19 protein-coding genes are annotated in these 19,789 nt (G+C 61.8%); 11 read left to right on the top strand and 8 right to left on the bottom strand.

The genetic code is table 11. The features are described from left to right. The first annotated feature begins 18 nt into the window (after positions 1-18). The 8 genes from pepP to gcvH all read left to right on the top strand — a co-directional run bounded on the left by pepP (position 19) and on the right by gcvH (position 8,781). Positions 19-1,341 (top strand): Xaa-Pro aminopeptidase, encoded by a 1,323-nt coding sequence (pepP, locus tag LIY45_RS04680; protein ID WP_226475516.1) that lies wholly within the window; start codon positions 19-21, stop codon positions 1,339-1,341. Further along, positions 1,338-2,525 (top strand): 2-octaprenyl-6-methoxyphenyl hydroxylase, encoded by a 1,188-nt coding sequence (gene ubiH, locus LIY45_RS04675; RefSeq protein WP_226475515.1) that lies wholly within the window; start codon positions 1,338-1,340, stop codon positions 2,523-2,525. The genes pepP and ubiH overlap by 4 nt, the downstream gene beginning before the upstream one ends. After that, positions 2,518-3,003 (top strand): DUF4442 domain-containing protein, encoded by a 486-nt coding sequence (locus LIY45_RS04670; RefSeq protein WP_226475514.1) that lies wholly within the window; start codon positions 2,518-2,520, stop codon positions 3,001-3,003. Before ubiH ends, LIY45_RS04670 begins: the two co-directional genes overlap by 8 nt. A gap of 9 nt (positions 3,004-3,012) precedes the next feature. Continuing rightward, complete coding sequence (locus LIY45_RS04665; protein ID WP_226475550.1) at positions 3,013-4,230, top strand: 2-octaprenyl-3-methyl-6-methoxy-1,4-benzoquinol hydroxylase; 1,218 nt, start codon at positions 3,013-3,015, stop codon at positions 4,228-4,230. Positions 4,231-4,324: 94 nt separating this feature from the next. Further along, entirely contained in the window at positions 4,325-5,329 is a 1,005-nt protein-coding gene (locus tag LIY45_RS04660; RefSeq protein ID WP_226475513.1) for an extracellular solute-binding protein, read from the top strand. A gap of 161 nt (positions 5,330-5,490) precedes the next feature. Continuing rightward, entirely contained in the window at positions 5,491-7,107 is a 1,617-nt protein-coding gene (locus tag LIY45_RS04655) for an iron ABC transporter permease (protein WP_226475512.1), read from the top strand. A 156-nt stretch (positions 7,108-7,263) separates the two neighbouring features. After that, positions 7,264-8,346: a glycine cleavage system aminomethyltransferase GcvT gene (gene gcvT, locus LIY45_RS04650; RefSeq protein WP_226475511.1), complete on the top strand. Its 1,083-nt coding sequence runs from the start codon at positions 7,264-7,266 to the stop codon at positions 8,344-8,346. 51 nt (positions 8,347-8,397) lie between these two features. Further along, on the top strand, positions 8,398-8,781 hold the full coding sequence (gene gcvH / locus LIY45_RS04645) for a glycine cleavage system protein GcvH (protein ID WP_226475510.1): 384 nt from the start codon (positions 8,398-8,400) through the stop codon (positions 8,779-8,781). Between the two features lie 42 nt (positions 8,782-8,823). On the opposite strand, the gene LIY45_RS04640 is transcribed toward gcvH, so the two are convergent. The 7 genes from LIY45_RS04640 to LIY45_RS04610 form a co-directional block, all read right to left on the bottom strand. Beyond that, on the bottom strand, positions 8,824-9,963 hold the full coding sequence (locus LIY45_RS04640; RefSeq protein ID WP_226475509.1) for a DegT/DnrJ/EryC1/StrS aminotransferase family protein: 1,140 nt from the start codon (positions 9,961-9,963) through the stop codon (positions 8,824-8,826). A gap of 158 nt (positions 9,964-10,121) precedes the next feature. Beyond that, complete coding sequence (locus tag LIY45_RS04635) at positions 10,122-10,787, bottom strand: outer membrane beta-barrel protein (RefSeq protein ID WP_226475508.1); 666 nt, start codon at positions 10,785-10,787, stop codon at positions 10,122-10,124. A gap of 166 nt (positions 10,788-10,953) precedes the next feature. Continuing rightward, on the bottom strand, positions 10,954-11,271 hold the full coding sequence (locus LIY45_RS04630) for a DUF2388 domain-containing protein (RefSeq protein ID WP_010167882.1): 318 nt from the start codon (positions 11,269-11,271) through the stop codon (positions 10,954-10,956). 69 nt (positions 11,272-11,340) lie between these two features. Beyond that, a complete protein-coding gene (locus tag LIY45_RS04625; RefSeq protein ID WP_017476600.1) occupies positions 11,341-11,787 on the bottom strand; it encodes an NfeD family protein in 447 nt (148 codons plus the stop codon). Between the two features lie 10 nt (positions 11,788-11,797). After that, on the bottom strand, positions 11,798-12,718 hold the full coding sequence (locus LIY45_RS04620) for an SPFH domain-containing protein (RefSeq protein ID WP_003213925.1): 921 nt from the start codon (positions 12,716-12,718) through the stop codon (positions 11,798-11,800). Positions 12,719-12,805: 87 nt separating this feature from the next. Continuing rightward, positions 12,806-14,482, bottom strand: coding sequence for a GspE/PulE family protein (locus LIY45_RS04615; RefSeq protein WP_226475507.1), 1,677 nt, complete (start codon positions 14,480-14,482; stop codon positions 12,806-12,808). 84 nt (positions 14,483-14,566) lie between these two features. Beyond that, positions 14,567-14,905, bottom strand: a complete 339-nt coding sequence (locus LIY45_RS04610) for a hypothetical protein (protein ID WP_226475506.1) — start codon at positions 14,903-14,905, stop codon at positions 14,567-14,569. Between the two features lie 127 nt (positions 14,906-15,032). On the opposite strand from LIY45_RS04610, the gene LIY45_RS04605 reads away from it, so the two are divergent. After that, positions 15,033-15,503 carry an Lrp/AsnC family transcriptional regulator gene (locus tag LIY45_RS04605; RefSeq protein WP_010167872.1) on the top strand — a complete coding sequence of 157 codons (471 nt, stop codon included), beginning with the start codon at positions 15,033-15,035 and terminating at the stop codon, positions 15,501-15,503. Positions 15,504-15,639: 136 nt separating this feature from the next. Here the strand turns inward: LIY45_RS04605 and LIY45_RS04600 are convergent, their stop codons facing one another. Further along, entirely contained in the window at positions 15,640-17,007 is a 1,368-nt protein-coding gene (locus tag LIY45_RS04600; RefSeq protein WP_003213918.1) for a CYTH domain-containing protein, read from the bottom strand. 158 nt (positions 17,008-17,165) lie between these two features. Between LIY45_RS04600 and argE the strand changes: the two genes are divergently transcribed. Continuing rightward, positions 17,166-18,314 (top strand): acetylornithine deacetylase, encoded by a 1,149-nt coding sequence (gene argE / locus LIY45_RS04595; RefSeq protein WP_226475505.1) that lies wholly within the window; start codon positions 17,166-17,168, stop codon positions 18,312-18,314. A 140-nt stretch (positions 18,315-18,454) separates the two neighbouring features. Further along, on the top strand, positions 18,455-19,753 hold the full coding sequence (gene argA, locus LIY45_RS04590; protein WP_010167865.1) for an amino-acid N-acetyltransferase: 1,299 nt from the start codon (positions 18,455-18,457) through the stop codon (positions 19,751-19,753). Positions 19,754-19,789: the final 36 nt, after the last annotated feature.

Here is a 19,789-nt window from a genome sequence, read left to right as displayed (position 1 = left end):
AAGGAAGCCCATCTGCCCATGATCCATATCCCCAAAGCGGAATACACCCGGCGCCGCAAGGCGCTCATGGCGCAGATGGAACCCAACAGCATCGCCATCCTGCCGGCGGCTGCGGTGGCCATCCGCAACCGTGACGTCGAGCACGTCTACCGCCAGGACAGCGACTTCCAGTACCTGAGCGGCTTCCCCGAACCGGAAGCGGTGATCGTGCTGATGCCCGGCCGCCAGCATGGCGAGTACGTGTTGTTCTGCCGCGAGCGCAATGCCGAGCGTGAACTGTGGGACGGCCTGCGAGCGGGCACTGAAGGCGCGATCCGCGATTTTGGCGCCGATGATGCTTTCCCGATTACCGATATCGACGACATCCTGCCCGGCCTGATCGAAGGCCGCGACCGGGTGTACTCAGCCATGGGCAGCAATGCCGAATTCGACCGGCACCTGATGGAGTGGATCAACGTGATCCGCTCTAAAGCGCACCTCGGCGCCCAGCCGCCGAATGAATTTGTTGCCCTGGATCATCTGCTTCACGACATGCGCCTGTATAAATCGGCGGCAGAAGTGAAGGTGATGCGCGAGGCGGCACGGATTTCCTGTGCGGCCCATGTGCGGGCAATGCAGGCCAGCCGCGCCGGTTTGTATGAGTTCAGCCTTGAGGCGGAGCTCGACTACGAGTTTCGCAAAGGCGGGGCGAAGATGCCGGCCTATGGTTCCATCGTCGCCTCGGGGCGCAACAGCTGCATCCTGCATTACCAGCAGAATGACGCGGTGCTCAAGGACGGCGACCTGGTGCTTATCGATGCCGGTTGCGAGATTGACTGCTACGCCAGCGACATCACCCGCACCTGGCCGGTGAGTGGCAAGTTTTCGGCTGAGCAAAAGGCGATTTACGAAATCGTGCTGGCTTCCCAGGAAGCTGCCTTTGCCGAAATCGCCCCGAACAAGCATTGGAACCAGGCCCACGAGGCGACGGTGCAAGTGATCACTGCCGGGCTGGTGAAGCTGGGATTGTTGCAGGGTGACGTCGACGAGTTGATTGCCAGCGAAGCCTATAAAGCCTTCTACATGCACCGCGCCGGCCACTGGCTGGGGATGGATGTGCACGATGTAGGCGAATACAAGGTTGGCGGCGAGTGGCGGGTGCTGGAAGTCGGCATGGCGCTGACGGTGGAGCCGGGCATTTACATCTCGTCCGACAACCAGAACGTGGCGAAGAAATGGCGTGGCATTGGCGTACGCATCGAGGACGACGTAGTGGTGACCAAGCAAGGCTGTGAAATTCTGACCGGTGGCGTGCCCAAGTCCGTCGCCGAGATCGAAGCGCTGATGGCGGGTGCCCGATGAGCCGGGTCAATCTGGCGATTATCGGCGGCGGCCTGGTGGGCGCCAGCCTCGCGTTGGCGTTGCAGGCCGGCGCCAAGGCCCGCGGCTGGAAGATCGTGCTGATCGAGCCGTTTGCGCCTGGCGACAGTTACCAGCCGAGCTATGACGCGCGTTCTTCAGCGCTGTCCTTTGGCGCGCGGCAGATTTATCAACGGTTGGGTGTCTGGCAGGACATTTCCCGTCGCGCCGAGCCGATCAAGCAGATTCATGTGTCGGACCGTGGCCGCTTCTCCACTGCGCGCCTGTCGGCGATGGAAGAAGGCGTGCCCGCCCTCGGCTACGTGGTGGAAAACGCCTGGCTGGGCCAATGCCTGTGGCAAGGCCTGGACAAGGAAGTCGTCAGCTGGCGTTGCCCGGCGGAAGTCACCCGCATGGAGCCGCTTGCCGATGGCTATCGCCTGACCCTCAATGACGAAACCGTGCTGGAGTGCGACCTCGCGGTGCTGGCCGATGGCGGCCGCTCCGGCTTGCGCGAACAACTGGGCATCGGCGTTAAAAAGCGGCCGTACAACCAGAGCGCGCTGATCGCCAACATCACCCCAAGCGAAGCCCACAACGGCGAGGCGTTCGAGCGGTTCACCGACGAAGGGCCGATGGCCTTGCTGCCGTTGCCGGACAACCGTTGCGCGCTGGTCTGGACCCGCATCGGCATGGACGCCAAGCGCCTGGCCGAGCTGGACGAGCGCAGCTTCCTCAGTGAGTTGCAGGGCGTGTTCGGCTACCGCCTGGGCACCCTCAAGCAGGTCGGTGCGCGTCACTTGTACCCGTTGACCCTCGTGGAGGCGGAAGAACAAGTGCGCTCCCATCTGGCGGTGCTCGGTAATGCTGCCCACAGCCTGCACCCGATTGCCGGTCAGGGGTTCAACCTGTCCCTGCGGGATGCCTACGCGTTGGCCGAGGCGCTGCTGGCCGGGCCTGAGATCCCGGGCGACCTGGCGACACTGCAGGCGTACCGCGAGCGTCAGCGCATGGACCAGAAACTCACCGTCGGCTTTTCCGACCAAGTCACCCGCCTGTTTGGCAGTGCGCAACCGTTGGTCGCGCTGGGCCGCAACATGGGCTTGCTGGGCCTCGACTTGCTGCCGCCGGCCAAGCGCTGGTTCGCGCGCCAGGCCATGGGCCTGGGCACTCGTCCCGATGCGTGAGTGGCTGACCCAACGCCTGGGCAAGGCGCGGCTGTTGCGCTGGATCATGACCCTGTACCCGCCGTACCTCGGGGCCGGGGTTCGTGTGTTGCACATCGGCAGCGATTTCCGCGAGGTCAAGGTGCGCATGGGCCTGGGCTGGTACAACCGTAATTACGTCGGTACGCAGTTTGGCGGCAGCCTGTATTCGATGGTCGACCCGTTCTACATGCTGATGCTGATGGAGAATCTGGGGCGCGACTACATTGTCTGGGACAAGGCTGCCGCTATCGACTTTATCTCGCCGGGCAAAGGCCCGGTGTTCGCCGAATTTTCCATCGACCAAGCGTTGCTGGACGAGATTCGCCAGCACACCGCCAGCGGCGACAAGTATTTACCGCAGCTCAAGGTACAGATTCATGACGGCTCCGGCACCCTGGTGGCGCGGGTCGACAAAACCCTTTACGTGCGGCGCAAGCCGCAAGCGAGACAGGCTTAAAGCATGGACATGCGCGCAGATGTGCTGATTGTCGGGGCCGGAATGGTCGGAAGCGCCCTGGCGCTGGCGTTGCAGGGCAGTGGCCTGCAGGTGCTGCTGCTGGACGGCAGCCCGCTGAGCGTCAAACCGTTCGATCCTCATGCTGCGTTCGAGCCGCGGGTCAGCGCCTTGTCGGCCGCCAGCCAGCGCATCCTCGAACGTCTTGGCGTGTGGGACGGCATTGTCGAGCGGCGTGCCAGCCCTTACGGCGAGATGCAGGTATGGGACGGCAGCGGCACCGGGCAGATCCACTTCTCGGCAGCCAGTGTGCATGCCGAGGTGCTGGGGCATATCGTCGAAAACCGTGTGGTTCAGGACGCCTTGCTCGATCGCCTGCACGACTGCGACCTCGGCCTGCTGGCCAATGCGCGCCTGGAGCAGATGCGCCGCTCCGGCGATGACTGGCTGCTGACCCTGGCTGATGGCCGCACCTTGCGCGCGCCGCTGGTGATCGCGGCGGACGGTGCCAACTCGGCCGTGCGCCGCCTGACCGGCACCGTCACCCGTGAGTGGGATTATTTGCACAACGCCATCGTCACCAGTGTGCGCAGCAGTCAGTCCCATCAGCGCACGGCCTGGCAGCGTTTTACCGACAACGGGCCGCTGGCGTTCCTGCCGCTGGTGCGGGACGGACAGGAAGACTGGTGTTCGATCGTCTGGTCGACCACCCCAAGTGAGTCCGAGCGCTTGATGGCGCTGGACGATGAAAGCTTCTGCCGTGAACTGGAACTCGCCTTCGAAGGGCGCCTGGGCACGGTGTTAAGTGCTGATCCACGGGTGTGTGTGCCGTTGCGTCAGCGCCATGCCAAACGTTACGTGGCCGAAGGCCTGGCATTGATTGGCGACGCGGCCCACGTCATTCATCCGCTGGCGGGGCAGGGCGTGAACCTGGGCTTCCTCGATGCGGCGGTGCTGGCCGAAGTACTGCTGGCGGCCAACGAGCGTGGCGAGCGCCTGGCGGATGCGAAGGTGCTCAGCCGTTACGAGCGCCGGCGCATGCCGCACAACCTGGCGCTGATGGCGGCGATGGAGGGCTTTGAACGGTTGTTCCAGGCCGATCAACTGCCGTTGCGTTGGCTGCGCAATGCCGGGCTGAAGGTGGTTGAGCAGATGCCGGAAGCCAAGGCGTTGTTTGTGCGTCAGGCCTTGGGCTTGTCCGGAGATTTGCCGGAGTTGGCCAAGGCCTGAGGGGCTGCGCAACATTTGGTAACGGCTCCGTCGAGCGTTACTAAATGTGAGTCCTTATCATTTGCCCTCTTTTCGCAAATGAGAGACCGCACCCATGTTGGCACCCAAGCGCCTCCTGACTGCCCTGGCACTCACTCTGATCGGCAGCACCACCGTGCAGGCGGCCGACGAAGTCGTGGTCTACTCCTCGCGCATCGACGAACTGATCAAACCGGTGTTCGACGCCTACACCCAGAAGACCGGCGTGCAGGTGAAGTTCATCACCGACAAGGAAGCGCCGCTGATGCAGCGCATCAAGGCCGAAGGTGAAAACGCCACCGCCGACCTGCTGCTCACCGTCGATGCCGGCAACCTCTGGCAGGCCGAGCAGATGGGCATCCTGCAACCGTTCACCTCTGCGGTGATCGACAAGAACATCCCCCTTCAATACCGTTCTTCGGCCCATGCCTGGACCGGGTTGAGCCTGCGTGCGCGGACCATCGCCTATTCCACCGATCGCGTGAAGCCGGGCGACCTGACCACCTACGAAGCCCTGGCTGACAAGCAATGGGAAGGCCGCCTGTGCCTGCGCACTGCGAAGAAGGTCTACAACCAGTCGCTGACCGCCACCCTGATCGAAACCCACGGCGCGGCCAAGACCGAAGAAATCGTCAAGGGCTGGGTCAACAACCTGTCCACCGACGTGTTCTCCGATGACATCGCCGTGCTGGAAGCGATCAACGCCGGGCAGTGCGACGTCGGTATCGTCAACACCTACTACTACGGCCGCCTGCACAAGCAGAAGCCAGACCTGGCGGTGAAACTGTTCTGGCCTAACCAGGGCGACCGCGGGGTGCACGTCAATCTGTCGGGCATCGGCCTGACCAAGCACGCCCCGCACCCGGAAGCAGCCAAGGCATTGGTTGAATGGATGACCACGCCGCAAGCGCAGAAAATCTTTGCGGATGTGAACCAGGAGTTCCCGGCCAACCCGGCCGTGCCGCCGTCGGCGGAAGTCGCGACCTGGGGCAAGTTTGTGGCCGATACACTGCCGGTGGAAGTGGCGGGCAAGCGCCAGGCTGAGGCTATTCGCTTGATGGATCGGGCTGGCTGGAACTAAGTGCACGTTTAAAAACACCGCAACACAGTGTGGGAGCTGGCTTGCCTGCGATAGCATCACCGCGGTGTGACTGACACACCGAGGTGCGTGCATCGCGGGCAAGCCCGGCTCCCACACTGTTTTGTGGCGAGTTAAAAATATTATCCCCAGAGATCTGTTCCTTGGCCCATCCCGCCCAACGCCGCTGGTACCTGCCGGTCTTCACCGTCGCCGCCCTGGTGCTGCTGCCGCTGAGCGTGCTGTTGCTGTCGTGGCAGAGCATCGACCACCAGATCTGGTCCCACCTGTGGGAAACCCAGATGCCGCGCCTGCTGGGCAACACCTTGACCCTGGTGCTGGGCGTCGGTGTGGGCGTTACGCTGCTGGGTGTCAGCCTGGCCTGGCTGACCAGCCTCTGCGAATTTCCCGGCCGGCGCTGGCTGGACTGGGCGTTGATGCTGCCTTTCGCGATTCCTGCCTATGTGCTCGCCTTCGTCTTCGTTGGCTTGCTGGACTTCTCCGGCCCCGTCCAAACCCTGCTGCGTGACTGGTTCGGCATGGGGCTGCGCCTGCCTCGCGTACGGTCCACCAGCGGCGTGATCATCGTGCTGGTGCTGGTGTTCTACCCCTACGTTTACCTGCTGGCGCGCACCGCGTTTCTCGCCCAAGGCAAGGGCCTGATGGAGGCGGCGCGGGTATTGGGGCAGTCGCCGTGGCAAGCGTTCTGGCGTGTGGCCTTGCCCATGGCGCGCCCCGCTATCGGTGCGGGCGTGGCCCTGGCGCTGATGGAAACCCTGGCGGATTTCGGTGCCGTCTCGGTGTTCAACTTCGACACCTTCACCACTGCCATCTACAAGACCTGGTATGGCTTTTTCAGCCTCTCCAGTGCTGCGCAGCTGGCCAGCCTGTTGCTGCTGGTGGTGATGCTGGTGCTGTACGGCGAACGCCGTGCCCGAGGCGCCAGCCGACCCAGCAATGAGCGACCTCGCGGCAAGGCGCTGTACCACCTGCGCGGCTTCAAGGCAGCGGCGGCCAGCGGTTGGTGCGGGTTGGTGTTCGCCTGCGCGTTCGTGATTCCGATGCTGCAACTGGTGGCCTGGTTCTGGCAGCGTGGTCGTTTCGATCTGGACGAGCGCTACGCCGGTTTGATCGTCCATACCCTCTACCTGGGTAGCATGGCGGCCCTGATCACCGTCTGCGTGGCCCTGGTGCTGGCGTTCGCCCATCGTTTGGCGCCCACCCGGGCCATCCGCTCCGGCATCAGCCTGGCCAACCTGGGTTACGCGCTGCCGGGCTCGGTGCTGGCGGTGTCGATCATGTTGGCGTTCAGCTATCTGGATCGGGAACTGGTGATCCCGGTATCAGGCTGGCTGGGGGGCGCCGGCAAACCGCTGTTACTGGGCAGTTTGTCGGCCTTGCTGCTGGCGTATCTGGTGCGCTTCATTGCGGTGGCCTACGGGCCGCTGGAAAACAGCCTGGCGCGAATCCGACCGTCCTTGCCGGAAGCCGCCCGCAGCCTGGGCGTCAGCGGGCCGCGACTGTTTTGCAAAGTGTATCTGCCGCTTTTGCTGCCGGGTACCCTGAGTGCGGCGCTGCTGGTGTTTGTCGATGTGCTCAAGGAAATGCCGGCGACCCTGCTGATGCGCCCGTTCGGCTGGGACACGCTGGCGGTGCGGATTTTCGAGATGACCAGCGAAGGGGAGTGGGCGCGGGCTTCGCTGCCGGCCTTGACCCTGGTGTTGGTCGGCCTGTTACCGGTCATCGGGTTGATCCGACGTTCGGCGAGACGAATCGGTTAGGTGCCAGTCCTACGGCTTGAGGCTACAATGCGCGGCATTCGGTGCGGTCGATCTTTCAGATCGGGTTGCTGAACGCGGCTACAGGCCTTGTATTTCAAGGCGTGCGGCCCGTACGGCGACCGTCCGCACCTTCGCCACGCCCGGAAGGAGAAACCCATGGGACAGCGCACGCCTCTGTATGACCTGCATCTCGCCCTTGGCGCGAAAATGGTCGATTTTGGCGGTTGGGATATGCCGTTGCATTACGGCTCGCAGGTTGAGGAGCACCATCAGGTGCGACGCGACTGCGGGGTGTTTGATGTATCCCATATGACCGTGATCGATATCACAGGCCCCCAGGCCAAGGAATGGCTCCAGCATTTGCTGGCCAATGATGTTGACCGATTGCACAGCTGCGGCCGTGCGTTGTACAGCGCCATGCTCAACGAGCAGGGCGGCGTGGTGGACGACATGATCGTGTACCGCACCGAGAGCGGTTACCGGCTGGTAGTCAACGCCGCCACCCGTGACCAGGACATGGCCTGGATGCAGGCCCGGCTCGGCAGCTTTCAGGCGCAGATCCACGAGCGACCAGAATTGGCCATGCTCGCTATTCAGGGCCCCCATGCCCGGCAGAAGATCGCCGAGTTGGTCACCCAATCACGCGCCACCTTGATTCACCAGCTCAAGCCCTTTGAAGGCCTGGCTGACGGCGACTGGTTTATTGCGCGAACCGGTTATACCGGCGAAGACGGCCTGGAAATTGTCCTCCCGGCCAACCAGGCCCCGGCGTTTTTCAACGATCTGGTGGGCGCAGGTATTTCGCCCATCGGCCTCGGCGCCCGCGACACGCTGCGCCTTGAGGCTGGCATGAACCTCTACGGTCAGGATATTCATCAGGACGTTTCGCCCCTGGCAGCCAACATGGCGTGGAGCATCGCCTGGGAACCGGCCGAGCGCGATTTCATCGGCCGCGCCGCCCTGGAGGCCGAAAAGGCTGCCGGTGTGAAGTTCAAGCTGGTCGGCCTGGTACTGGAGGAACGCGGGGTTTTACGCGCTCATCAGGTGGTTCGTATCGCCAATGTTGGCGAAGGAGAGATCACCAGTGGTAGTTTCTCTCCTACGCTAAGCAAATCCATTGCCCTGGCGCGCGTGCCGTCGGCGACTGCTGACCGGGCCGAGGTGGAAATCCGCGGCAAGTGGTACCCGGTTCGGGTGGTCAAACCGACGTTCGTGCGTCATGGCAAAACATTGATCTAACTTTTCCGGCGGGCCAATGGCCGCTGACATTTTTCCTTGAGGACACAGACTATGAGCGATATCCCTGCCGAACTGCGTTTTGCCGAAAGTCACGAATGGGCCCGACTGGAAGCTGATGGCACCGTGACCGTCGGGATCTCGGACCATGCCCAGGAAGCATTGGGGGATGTGGTGTTCGTTGAGTTGACCGAAGTCGGCAACGTGTTCAAGGCGGCTGACCAGGCCGGGGTGGTTGAATCGGTGAAAGCCGCTTCGGATATCTACTCGCCAATTGCTGGCGAAGTGATCGCGGTGAACGACGCCTTGAGCGGTGAGCCAGAGCTGTTGAACTCCGACCCTTACGGCGCCTGGATCTTCAAGCTCAAGCCAAGCAACCCGGATGAACTGGAAAAATTGCTGGACGCTGCCGGCTACAAGGCTGCCATCGGCGAGTGATCCCGCTGCGGGAGCCGGCAACCGGCTCCCGCAAAGGTTTTGTCAGCGCTTCAACACCGCTTTTACCGCCGCTACCGAACGCTCTACGTCCGCTTTCGTCATCGCCGTGAACATCGGCAACGACACAATCAAACGCCCCACTTTTTCCGCTACCGGGAACATGCCTTCCTTGAATCCCTGCGCCTTGTACAAGCTCAGCAGGTGGATCGGCGGGTAGTGATAGCCAATGCCGACGCCATGGGCCTGCATCTGCTCCATGAACGTGGCGCGTGCCGGCAAACCGTCCTGGCGCTCCGGCAGTACCAGTTGGAACAGGTGCCAGTTGCTGTTTTCGAAGTCTGCCGGTGGCAATTGCGCACCGTACTGCTCTTCGAAATCACTGCCGAAACATTCGAAATAGTGCCGCGCCAGTTCCTGGCGATGGGCGGTGATCTTCTCGATATGGGCAAATTGGCCCAAGCCGATGGCCGCTGCGATGTCGGTCATGTTGAACTTGCCGCCGAGCACATCCACGTCCAGGCCGTCGAAGCCGGTACGGGTCACGCCTTGCAGGCGATATTTTTCCGCCAAGCGCGCTTCTTCAGCGTTGTTCAACACCAGGCAGCCGCCTTCGGAGGACGTGATGTTCTTGTTCGCCTGGAAGCTGAACGACACGAAATCGCCGGTAGCACCAATGCGCTGACCATCCCAGCTGGAACCCAGGGCCTGGGCCGCATCTTCGACGATGCGCAGGTTGTACTTGTTGGCCAGCGCGTAGAGCAAAGGCATGTCCAGCGGCAGACCGGCCAGGTATACCGGGATGATTGCCTTGGTGCGCGGCGTGATCGCGGCTTCCACCTGTGCCAGGTCGATGTTGCGGGTTACCGGGTCGATATCGGCGAATACCGGCGTGGCGCCGACTTCCAGAATCACGTTGGCTGTGGCTACCCACGAAATCGGGGTGGTGATGACTTCGTCCCCTGGCCCGATACCGGCGATGCGCAACGCGATCTCCATGGTGCAGGTGCCGGAGTTGAAGGTGCGTACCGGACGGCCGCCAAAATATTCCGACAGCTGCGCTTCGAACGCCTGCACTTTGGGCCCGCTGGTGATCCAGCCGGAGCGCAGTACGTCGCCCACCGCCGAGATAGTGGCTTCATCAATGGTGGGCTTGGAGAACGGCAGAAAGGGCAGTTGGCTCATGACGTTGAAGGCATCCGTTTCAGAAGGCGATGAGAAAAAAGCATATCAATGCCGGGCATGGTTGCACGGCTCGACTGAATATAGCCTGTCATCTGTGAATGAATCGTCCCCCCTTAAACAAAAATGCCGCCTTGGGAGCGGCATTTTCAGCATCGGTGTCAGAAGGCGACGCGGGCCTCAAGAAACACGTTCTGTTCCTTGAGCTTGCCTTTGAGCTGTTCGTCCCGGGCGTTTATCCGATTGGCGAACGTGTTGTAGCCGGTCTCGATCCCGCCCATGTCCACGTAACGCCAGCCGGTGCCCAGGGTCAGGGTTTCGCTGACCTTGGCATCCAGCCCCAGGCCAACGCTGTAGGCGAAGTTGTATTGGCGATTGCTGGCGAAACGGCGGGTGTCGTTGGTCTGGTAACCCTCGGCGTCAACCTGGGCCACGCCGACTCCCGCCATGCCGTAGAACGACAGCCATTCATTGATCGGGATGTTTTTATAACCATTGAGCATCAGGCGCTGGCTGTCGGTGCGCAGGCTGTTGACGTTGGCATTGAACGGTGCCCAATGGGATTTGAAGTTCGAGTGGCTGGGCATCGTGTATTCCCCTTCCAGGCGCCAGCCATCGGCAAAGGCATAGCCCACGGCGAATGAGCCGGTGAATGTCTTGCTGCTGTCGGGCGCGTCTACCCGGTGGGTTACCCGTGGGCTGGTCAACAGGGAACTTGAGAGATTCTGGCGGGCGCTGTTGAGCTTTGCCGACCCGTACCAGCCTTCTGCCTGGGCATACGGGGCGGCAATGGCGGCGAGTATCAGGGCGTAGGAGAGTTTTTGCATGGTTGTCGATTCACTCAGTCTGAAGGGAATCGATAGCTTGTTGCGGGGCGCGCTGGCGGCTCGACAGGACTTTTCCTGTTTTAATGTTGAATCGCCAGTCTTGTGTGTAGGAAGACTGGGCAAAAAAATGCCGCTCTCGAAGAGCGGCATTTTTTACGCGACGTTATTACTCGGAAGCAATGGCGTTTTTCGCCAGGATTGCGTTGGCCAGGTCCATGTCCGTGGCCTTGAGGCCAGGGTTATCGGCGCGGACCTTCTGCATCGCAGCTTCCAGGTAAGGGCCACGGATGCTGCCGTCGCTGGCGACGAAGCTACCGGCGTCGTCTTGGGCGGCGACCACCATTTTGTGGTCCTTGAAGGTCAGGTACGTCGAGCCGGTCGTGGCACCCGATGAGATGACATTACGCCAGAAGCTGTCGGCCATGGCTGAACCGACAGGGAGGGAAAGCACGGCGAGGGTTGCGACAGCATATTTTAGACGCATGATGGGTGACTCCGACTGGGTTATCTGAACAGTTTGATTGTAGATAGCCCAGCCGAGTTCCATGGATGACTAAACAGTTTCAACCTGCAAAATCACGCCTTCCTGACCAATGACACGTACGTGTGCCCCAACTGGCGCGTCAGGCCCGGAAGCCATCCACACGCCGTCGCCCACCTTGATCTTGCCCCGGCCCTCGATAATTGCCTGATGCACCACAAAGGTGCGGCCGATCAGCTCAGAACCGCGCATGTTCAGCCCCGGCTGGTCGCTGACCTTGGCGCTGCTGCGCTGGCGTCGCCACCAGTACACCGCCGTCAGGATCGACAACACAGCGAACAACAGCAGTTGCCATTCAAGGCCCAAGTTCGGGATCAGGAACTTGATCACGCCCACGGCGGCGGCGGCGATGCCCATCCACAGCAGATAACCACCGGCACCGAACACTTCAAGGATCAACAGCACCGTGCCCAGTGCCAGCCAGTCCCAAAACGACAGGTGCTGCAGGAATTCCCACATGGTGCGTGCCTCAGGCTTTCTTGTTGTCGAAGGTTGCCTTGACGATCTCGCCGATGCCGCCGACGGCACCAATCACCTGGCTGGCTTCCAGCGGCATCAGGATCACCTTGCTGTTGTTGGCTGAGGCCAGTTTGCCCAGTGCGTCGATGTATTTCTGGGCGACAAAGTAGTTGATGGCTTGCACATTACCGGTGGCGATCGCTTCCGATACCACTTGAGTGGCGCGGGCTTCAGCTTCGGCCTGACGTTCGCGGGCTTCGGATTCCAGGAAGGCGGCCTGACGACCACCTTCCGCTTCCAGGATCTGCGCCTGCTTCTTGCCTTCGGCAGTCAGGATTGCGGAGGCTCGCAGGCCTTCGGCTTCGAGGATCTGTGCACGCTTGATCCGCTCGGCCTTCATCTGGCCGGACATGGCGGCCATCAGGTCGGCAGGCGGGCTGATGTCCTTGATCTCGATCCGGGTGATCTTGATGCCCCACGGTGCGGTGGCTTCATCGACGGTGCGCAGCAGTTTTTCGTTGATGCCGTCACGCTGGCTGAGCATTGCATCCAGCTCCATGGAGCCGAGGACGGTACGGATGTTGGTTTGCAGCAGGTTGCGGATGGCGTGTTCGAGGTTGTTCACCTCGTAGGCAGCCTGGGCGGTATTGACCACCTGGAAGAAGCACACGGCGTCGATCTGCACCGTGGCGTTGTCGGCGGTGATGACTTCCTGGGGGGGAATATCCAGCACGCTTTCCATCACGTTGATCTTGCGACCGATGCGGTCCATGACCGGAATGATGATGTTCAGGCCCGGCTTGAGGGTGTTGGTATAACGGCCAAAGCGCTCGACCGTCCACTGGTAACCCTGGGGGACCACTTTGAAACCCATGAAGAGGATGGCGACGGCCAAGCCTACGAAAAGAAGCAGTACGGTTCCGATCTGCATAACGATTCCCTGTCTGGTGTTGGCGGTAACGCGAGGTTTAACCGATTGTAACGGTGTTGTCAGGGATAAGGACGGTTTACCGGCCCATCAAATCAAAGGATTTGTTTCTGAATCCCCAGGCGTCACTCGCAGTACTTCTTCCAGGGTTGTCAGCCCTGCCATTACCTTGCGTGTACCGGCAGACCGCAAGCTGCACATTCCTTGGCCAAGGGCTGCATGACGCAGGGCCTGAAGATCGGTGCCCGGGGTGACCAGCGCCTTGAGGCGGTCGTTCATCAGCATGATCTCGTAGATCCCGGCTCGCCCTCGGTAACCACTTTCCCGACAGTCGCCGCAACCCACTGCCTGATAGAACTGCCCGCTGGGTCGCTTGCAGTGCGGGCATAACAGCCGCACCAGGCGCTGGGCCATCACCCCCAGCAATGTCGCATTGATCAGGTAATGGGGAATGCCCAGTTCCTGCAGGCGGCTGATGGCGCCGGGTGCGTCGTTGGTGTGGAGTGTCGACAGCACCAGGTGCCCGGTCAGGGCGGCCTGGATCGCCATTTCTGCGGTCTCCAGGTCGCGAATCTCGCCGATCATGATGATGTCCGGATCCTGGCGCATCAGGGCGCGGATGCCGCTGGCGAAGGTCAGGTCGATGTTGTGCTGGACCTGCATCTGGTTGAAGGCCGGCTCGACCATCTCGATCGGGTCTTCGACGGTGCACAGGTTGACCTCGCGGGTGGCCAGTTGCTTGAGCGTGGTGTACAGGGTGCTGGTCTTGCCCGAGCCCGTGGGGCCCGTGACCAGAATGATGCCGTTGGCCTGGCCGGTCATGGATTGCCAGCGGTGCAGGTCGTCGTCCGAGAGCCCCAATTGCTGGAAATCCTTGTGTAGCACCTGAGGGTCGAATATGCGCATCACCAGTTTTTCACCGAAGGCCGTGGGCAAGGTCGAAAGGCGCAGTTCCACTTCGCCGCCCGCCGGGCTCTTGGTCTTCACCCGGCCGTCCTGGGGTTTGCGTTTTTCCGCCACGTTCATCCGGCCGAGACTTTTCAGGCGGCTGACCACCGCCATCATGACCTGGGATGGGAACTGATAGACGTCGTGCAGCAGTCCATCAATACGGAAACGCACATGGCCCTGATCGCGTCCGGGTTCGATATGGATATCACTGGCCCGTTGGCCGAAGGCGTATTGCAGCAGCCAGTCGACGATGTTGACGATGTGCGCGTCGTTGGCGTCGGGCTCCTGGTCGCTGGCGCCGAGGTTGAGCAGTTGCTCGATGTTGGGAGCGCCGGATGTTTTTTGATCAACCGCACCGCTGACCGATTTCGCCAGCCGGTAAAACTCCACTGTGCAGCGCTGGATATCCTGGGGGTTGGCCACCACCCGCCTGATGGAGCGCTTCAACACTTGAGCCAGGCCCGCTTCCCAACTGCTCACGTAAGGCTGGGCACTGGCGACGGTAACGCTGTGGGCGTCGACCGCAACCGCCAGGATCTTGTGGCGCTGGGCAAAGGCGTAGGACATCAGCGGCACCACCGCCGCGACATCGATTTTCAACGGGTCGATACGCAGGTAGGGCTGGCCGCAGTGACGGGCGAGCCATTCGGTCAGTATTTCCAGCGGCGGGCCCGAGCTGGCAATGCATTCCAGGGGATGCAGCCCGCTGTTCGCCGGTACGGTCAGGTCGGTGGGCACCAGGCCCTGGTCGATCAAGGCAGGTAGCAGTTGGTGGATTTCCAGCCAGCGATCCTGGGTATTTGGCGCAACGGGCATGGTGACGTTCCTGGGCGACGATTAGGCGTAGTCCTCAGGCTAGTCACCCTTTGCACTTCGGCCTCCAGGGTTTATTGCAGGCTTTTACTGACCGGCCGCCTGCACCGCCAGAGGCCGCGCAGCATCAGCCGGGCGCAGTTCCAGCGAGCACACGCTGATCAGGTTACGAAGTTTTTCGCCGATCACCTGGGCCCGGTGCCAGCTCAGGCCATCCATCACGATATCGATTGCCAGCAGGTCGTCTGCGCGCTGCACGTTCACCTGGCGAGGAACCAGGAATTGCAGGGCAAAATAGTTGAGCACCCGGCACAACACGTCGGGTTCAGCCTCGGCGAGGATTTGATAGTGCGCCTGGCAGTGAGCGTTGCTGACGGCCCAGGCATCGACACGTGGGGCGGGGTTGGTGGATTCGACGACGTGCATGATGATTCTCCGGATTCGACTGGAGAAATTTTTACATTCGGGGCGGGAGATTTCTTATCTAAAAAAGCCCGTATTGGCTTATAAGAGAATCATCTGATTCCAGAAAGAACGATTAACGGGAATTTCTATGCACAGTGAGTTGGACGTGTACGACCGGCGCATCCTCGCGCTGTTGCAGGAAGACGCTTCGCTTTCCAGCGCGCAGATTGCCGAACAGGTCGGCCTGTCGCAATCGCCGTGCTGGCGCAGGATTCAGCGCCTGAAAGAGGAGGGTGTGATTCGCGGCCAGGTCACCCTGCTGGATCGCAAGAAGATCGGCCTCAATACGCAGATTTTCGCCGAGGTGAAACTCAACGCCCACGGCCGTTCCAACTTCACTGAGTTCACCGAGGCGATTCGCGGTTTTCCGGAAGTGTTGGAATGCTATGTGCTGATGGGGGCGGTGGACTTTTTACTGCGGATCGTCACGTCGGACATTGAAGCGTATGAGCGGTTTTTCTTCGAAAAACTCTCGATGGTGCCGGGGATTCAGGAGGTCAACTCGATAGTGGCCTTGTCGGAGATCAAGTCCACCACGAGTTTGCCGGTGTTGCGCTGATAGTTGCCATGGCCTGATTTTAGTGGCGAGGGAGCGTGCTCCCGCTGGACCGGGCTGGCGCTCCAGTGCGCAGCGCTTCCAGGATTAGGGGCCGCTACGCAGCCCAGCGGGAGCAAGCTCCCTCGCCACAAGGGGTTTACAGGCGCAGCAGGGTCTTCCAGGCGCGATTCTGATACACCGCAATCGCCTGATGCATCCGCGCATCCAGCGACTCATCGGTAATCGGCTGGTTGGCCAGGTGCGCCAGCTTGTTCAACTCGCCATACAGACGGTCCAGCTCGGCGATATCCAGTACCTGGCGTGCATGGTGCAGCCAGGCCAGGATGCGCTCGATACGCGGCAGTTGCTCGGCCAGGTCTTCCGGCTGTTGCTGGTAGCGCGGCAGTTGCAGGGCGACGGCGTCGTCGGCCAGCAGGCGCGGCAGCCAGTTGGCGAGCTGTGCCGCGCCCTGGCGATTGCCACGCACGTTGCGATCCGCCGCCCAGGTACGAGCCAGCAGCCAGCGGGAAGTGGTCAGCGAGAACAGGCCCCAGCGCACGTCTTCCAGTTCTTCGGCGAACTGTTCCGGCGCGGCTTTGCGGATGTCTTCATCGTCGTCACCGGCCTGAACCAGCGGACGCCAGTCTTCCAGCAAGGCGTCCAGTGCGGCGCGCAGTTCGCTGGTGGATTGGCGTGGCGCGGCCTGGCCGAGACTGCCGAGCAGGGCACGCAGTTCGCCGAGGTTTTCCACCCAGTCCTGCAGCAGACGCCAGTGGCCATTGAAACGGTATTGCTCGGCCAGGCGCTGGCTGCTGCCCAACAGGTGCCACATCACGGCGGCAAACGCGTCGTCCAGCGGCATTTCGGCGTGCAGCACAGGTGCCGGCAAGCTCAAGGAATAGCTGTTGGCGTCAAACAGGCGATAGCCACGCTCGGCCTTGCTGATATCGCATGGCATCAGTGCCAGGGTCGCGGCCAGTTCTGCGGCCAACTCCAGCAGGGCGGCCGGATCGCCTTCGCGCAGTTCCAGTTCCAGCTCGCAGATTTCTTCTTTCTGCTTGCCGGCGACCACGTGGCCCAGGTCCAGGGCGGCTTCGATCACGACCTTGGCCTTGCCGCGGCCCCAGGCGATTTCGGCGCGTTCGCGAACGAAATCGGTGGTGAAGATCGGCTTGAGGGTCTTTTTGTCCAGCTCGGCCAGTTGCTCGGGCCAGCATTCGCCGTCGAGTTTCTTCACGTCGAGCTTGGCTTTGGCCAGGTCCCAGTTGTACTCATTGCGTTCCGACAAGCCGGCGACGCTCTGGCCACGGGTCTTGAGGGTCTGGATCACTTCGTCGCCGTCTTTGCGCAGGCGCAGGGCGACTTTGGCCTGGGCCAGGTCGCGTTCCGGGGTGTCGAAGTACTGGTTCATCAACTCACGGCGTTCCCAGCCACTTTTGTTGCGTTTTTTCAGTAACGGGTGCTCGCGCAGCGCGGCGAGGGTTTCGCGGCTGACGCGGAGCTTGATTTCGGTTTCTTTCTGCATGGCCGGAAAATCCAGGATCGGGAGCGCAGCCGGGGAAAAGAGTGGCTGCCAAGGTCGTGCAGTGTACAGGACTGAGCCCGGCAACGCGCCGCAACGGTTTATTGTGTCACTCAGATAGCTCTATGATGGGCTTCGTCCGGGAAGTTGAGAGACCGCGCATGCCTTTACCGTCCATGAAAGAACAATTCGCCGCGCTGATTGCCGCGCCTTCGGTCAGTTGTACCCAGGCCTCTCTCGACCAATCCAACCGCCCGGTCATCGATTTGCTCGCCACCTGGCTGGGGGACCTGGGATTTGCCTGCGACATCCAGCCGGTCAGCCCCGGCAAATTCAACTTGCTGGCCAGTTTCGGCAGCGGCCCTGGCGGCCTGGTGTTGGCGGGCCACAGTGACACCGTGCCCTACGATGGCGCCCTATGGCAGACCGATCCGCTCAAGTTGACGGAAGTCGACGGCCGCTGGGTAGGACTGGGCAGCTGCGACATGAAGGGCTTTTTCGCCCTGGTGATCGAAGCCGTGCAGCCGCTGCTGGACCAGCCCTTCAAGCAACCGCTGCTGATTCTTGCCACCTGCGATGAAGAAAGCTCCATGGCCGGCGCCCGGGCGCTGGCCGAGGCGGGTCGTCCTTTAGGTCGCGCAGCGGTGATTGGAGAGCCGACCGGCCTCAAGCCCATCCGCCTGCACAAGGGCGTGATGATGGAGCGCATCGATATTCTTGGGCGCAGCGGCCATTCGTCGGATCCAAGCCTGGGCCACAGTGCCCTCGAAGCCATGCACGACGCCATCGGCGAGCTGCGTGGCCTGCGCCTGGCCTGGCAGCGCGAATACCGCAACCCACAATTCAGCGTGCCGCAACCGACCATGAACTTCGGCTGTATCCACGGTGGCGACAATCCCAATCGCATCTGCGGCCAGTGTTCCCTGGAATTCGACCTGCGGCCCTTGCCGGGCATGGATCCCCAGGTGCTGCGCGCGGCCATCCGGCAGAAGCTTGAGCCCTTGGCCGAGCGTCATCAGGTGAAGATCGATTATGCGCCGTTGTTCCCCGAAGTGCCGCCGTTCGAGCAGGCCGAGGACGCCGAGTTGGTGCGGGTAGCTGAACGACTTACCGGTCATCGCGCCGAAGCAGTGGCGTTTGGCACCGAAGCGCCTTATCTTCAGCGCCTTGGTTGCGAGACCCTGGTGCTCGGCCCTGGCGATATCGCCTGCGCCCACCAGCCCGGCGAGTACCTTGAAATGTCACGCTTGACGCCTACAGTGCGTCTATTGCGGGAACTGATTCAACATTACTGCCTGACACCTGCATAAATTAACCCCTGCCCATCCGTACATAGATAGAAGGAGAGTGAGCGTGTCGCCAAGCCTGTTCCGACGATAACCAACAGCCCGCTGTGCGTTTCCACGATTCATCCTTTATTTGGCTGCTTTTTATTACAGGCCCAGGTTTTATGCCCGAATACGTCAATTGGCTTCGTCACGCTTCGCCTTACATCAATGCCCACCGGGATTGCACCTTTGTCGTCATGCTGCCAGGCGACGGTGTGGAGCACCCGAACTTCGGCAATATCGTCCACGACCTGGTGCTGCTCCACAGCCTGGGCGTGCGGCTGGTACTGGTCCACGGGTCGCGCCCACAAATTGAAACCCGCCTCGCCGCCCGCGGCCTGACCCCGGCTTACCACGAAGGCTTGCGCATCACCGATGCCGCGACCCTGGAGTGTGTGATCGACGCGGTCGGCCATCTGCGTATCGCCATTGAAGCGCGGTTGTCCATGGACATGGCGTCTTCGCCGATGCAGGGCTCGCGCCTGCGGGTGGCCAGCGGCAACCTGGTGACGGCGCGCCCGATCGGCGTGCTTGAAGGCGTCGACTATCACCACACCGGCGAAGTGCGCCGGGTCGACCGCAAGGGCATCAACCGCCTGCTGGACGAGCGCTCCATCGTGCTGCTGTCGCCGCTGGGCTACTCGCCCACCGGGGAAATCTTCAACCTCGCCTGCGAAGACGTCGCCACTCGCGCCGCCATTGACCTGGGCGCGGACAAATTGCTGCTGTTTGGCGCCGACCTTGGTTTGATTGATGAACACGGACGGCTGGTGCGTGAGCTGCGGCCGCAACAGGTGCCCGCACACCTGCAACGCCTGGGCAGTAATTACCAGGCTGAGCTGCTGGACGCGGCGGCTGAAGCTTGCCGAGGCGGCGTAGGCCGCAGCCATATTGTCAGTTATGCCGAAGACGGTGCCTTGCTGACCGAACTGTTCACCCGGGATGGCGGCGGTACGCTGGTAGCCCAGGAGCAGTTCGAACTGGTGCGCGAAGCGGCGATTGAAGACGTCGGCGGTTTGCTGGACCTGATCAGCCCGCTGGAAGAGCAGGGAATTCTGGTGCGTCGGTCCCGGGAAGTGCTGGAGCGGGAAATCGAGCAGTTCAGCGTGGTGGAGCGTGAAGGCATGATCATCGCCTGCGCGGCGCTGTATCAGATCGCCGACTCGGACGCAGGGGAGCTGGCGTGCCTGGCAGTGAACCCGGAGTACCGTCATGGCGGTCGCGGTGATGAACTGCTGGAACGCATCGAGACCCGTGCTCGGGCCCAGGGTTTGAAAACGTTGTTCGTGCTGACGACCCGCACTGCCCACTGGTTCCGCGAGCGCGGGTTTGTGCCGAGTACCGTGGATCGCCTGCCGTCGGCGCGGGCGTCGCTGTACAACTATCAGCGTAATTCGAAGATTTTCGAAAAGGCGTTGTAAGCCTAACCGGACGAGAGGGCAAACCTCTCGTCTGTC

This window comes from Pseudomonas sp. MWU16-30323 (assembly GCF_020515595.1).
GTDB classification, from domain to species: domain Bacteria; phylum Pseudomonadota; class Gammaproteobacteria; order Pseudomonadales; family Pseudomonadaceae; genus Aquipseudomonas; species Aquipseudomonas yamanorum.
Note: the sequence above shows the minus strand (reverse complement) of the source record. Positions and strands in the feature narration are given on the sequence as shown.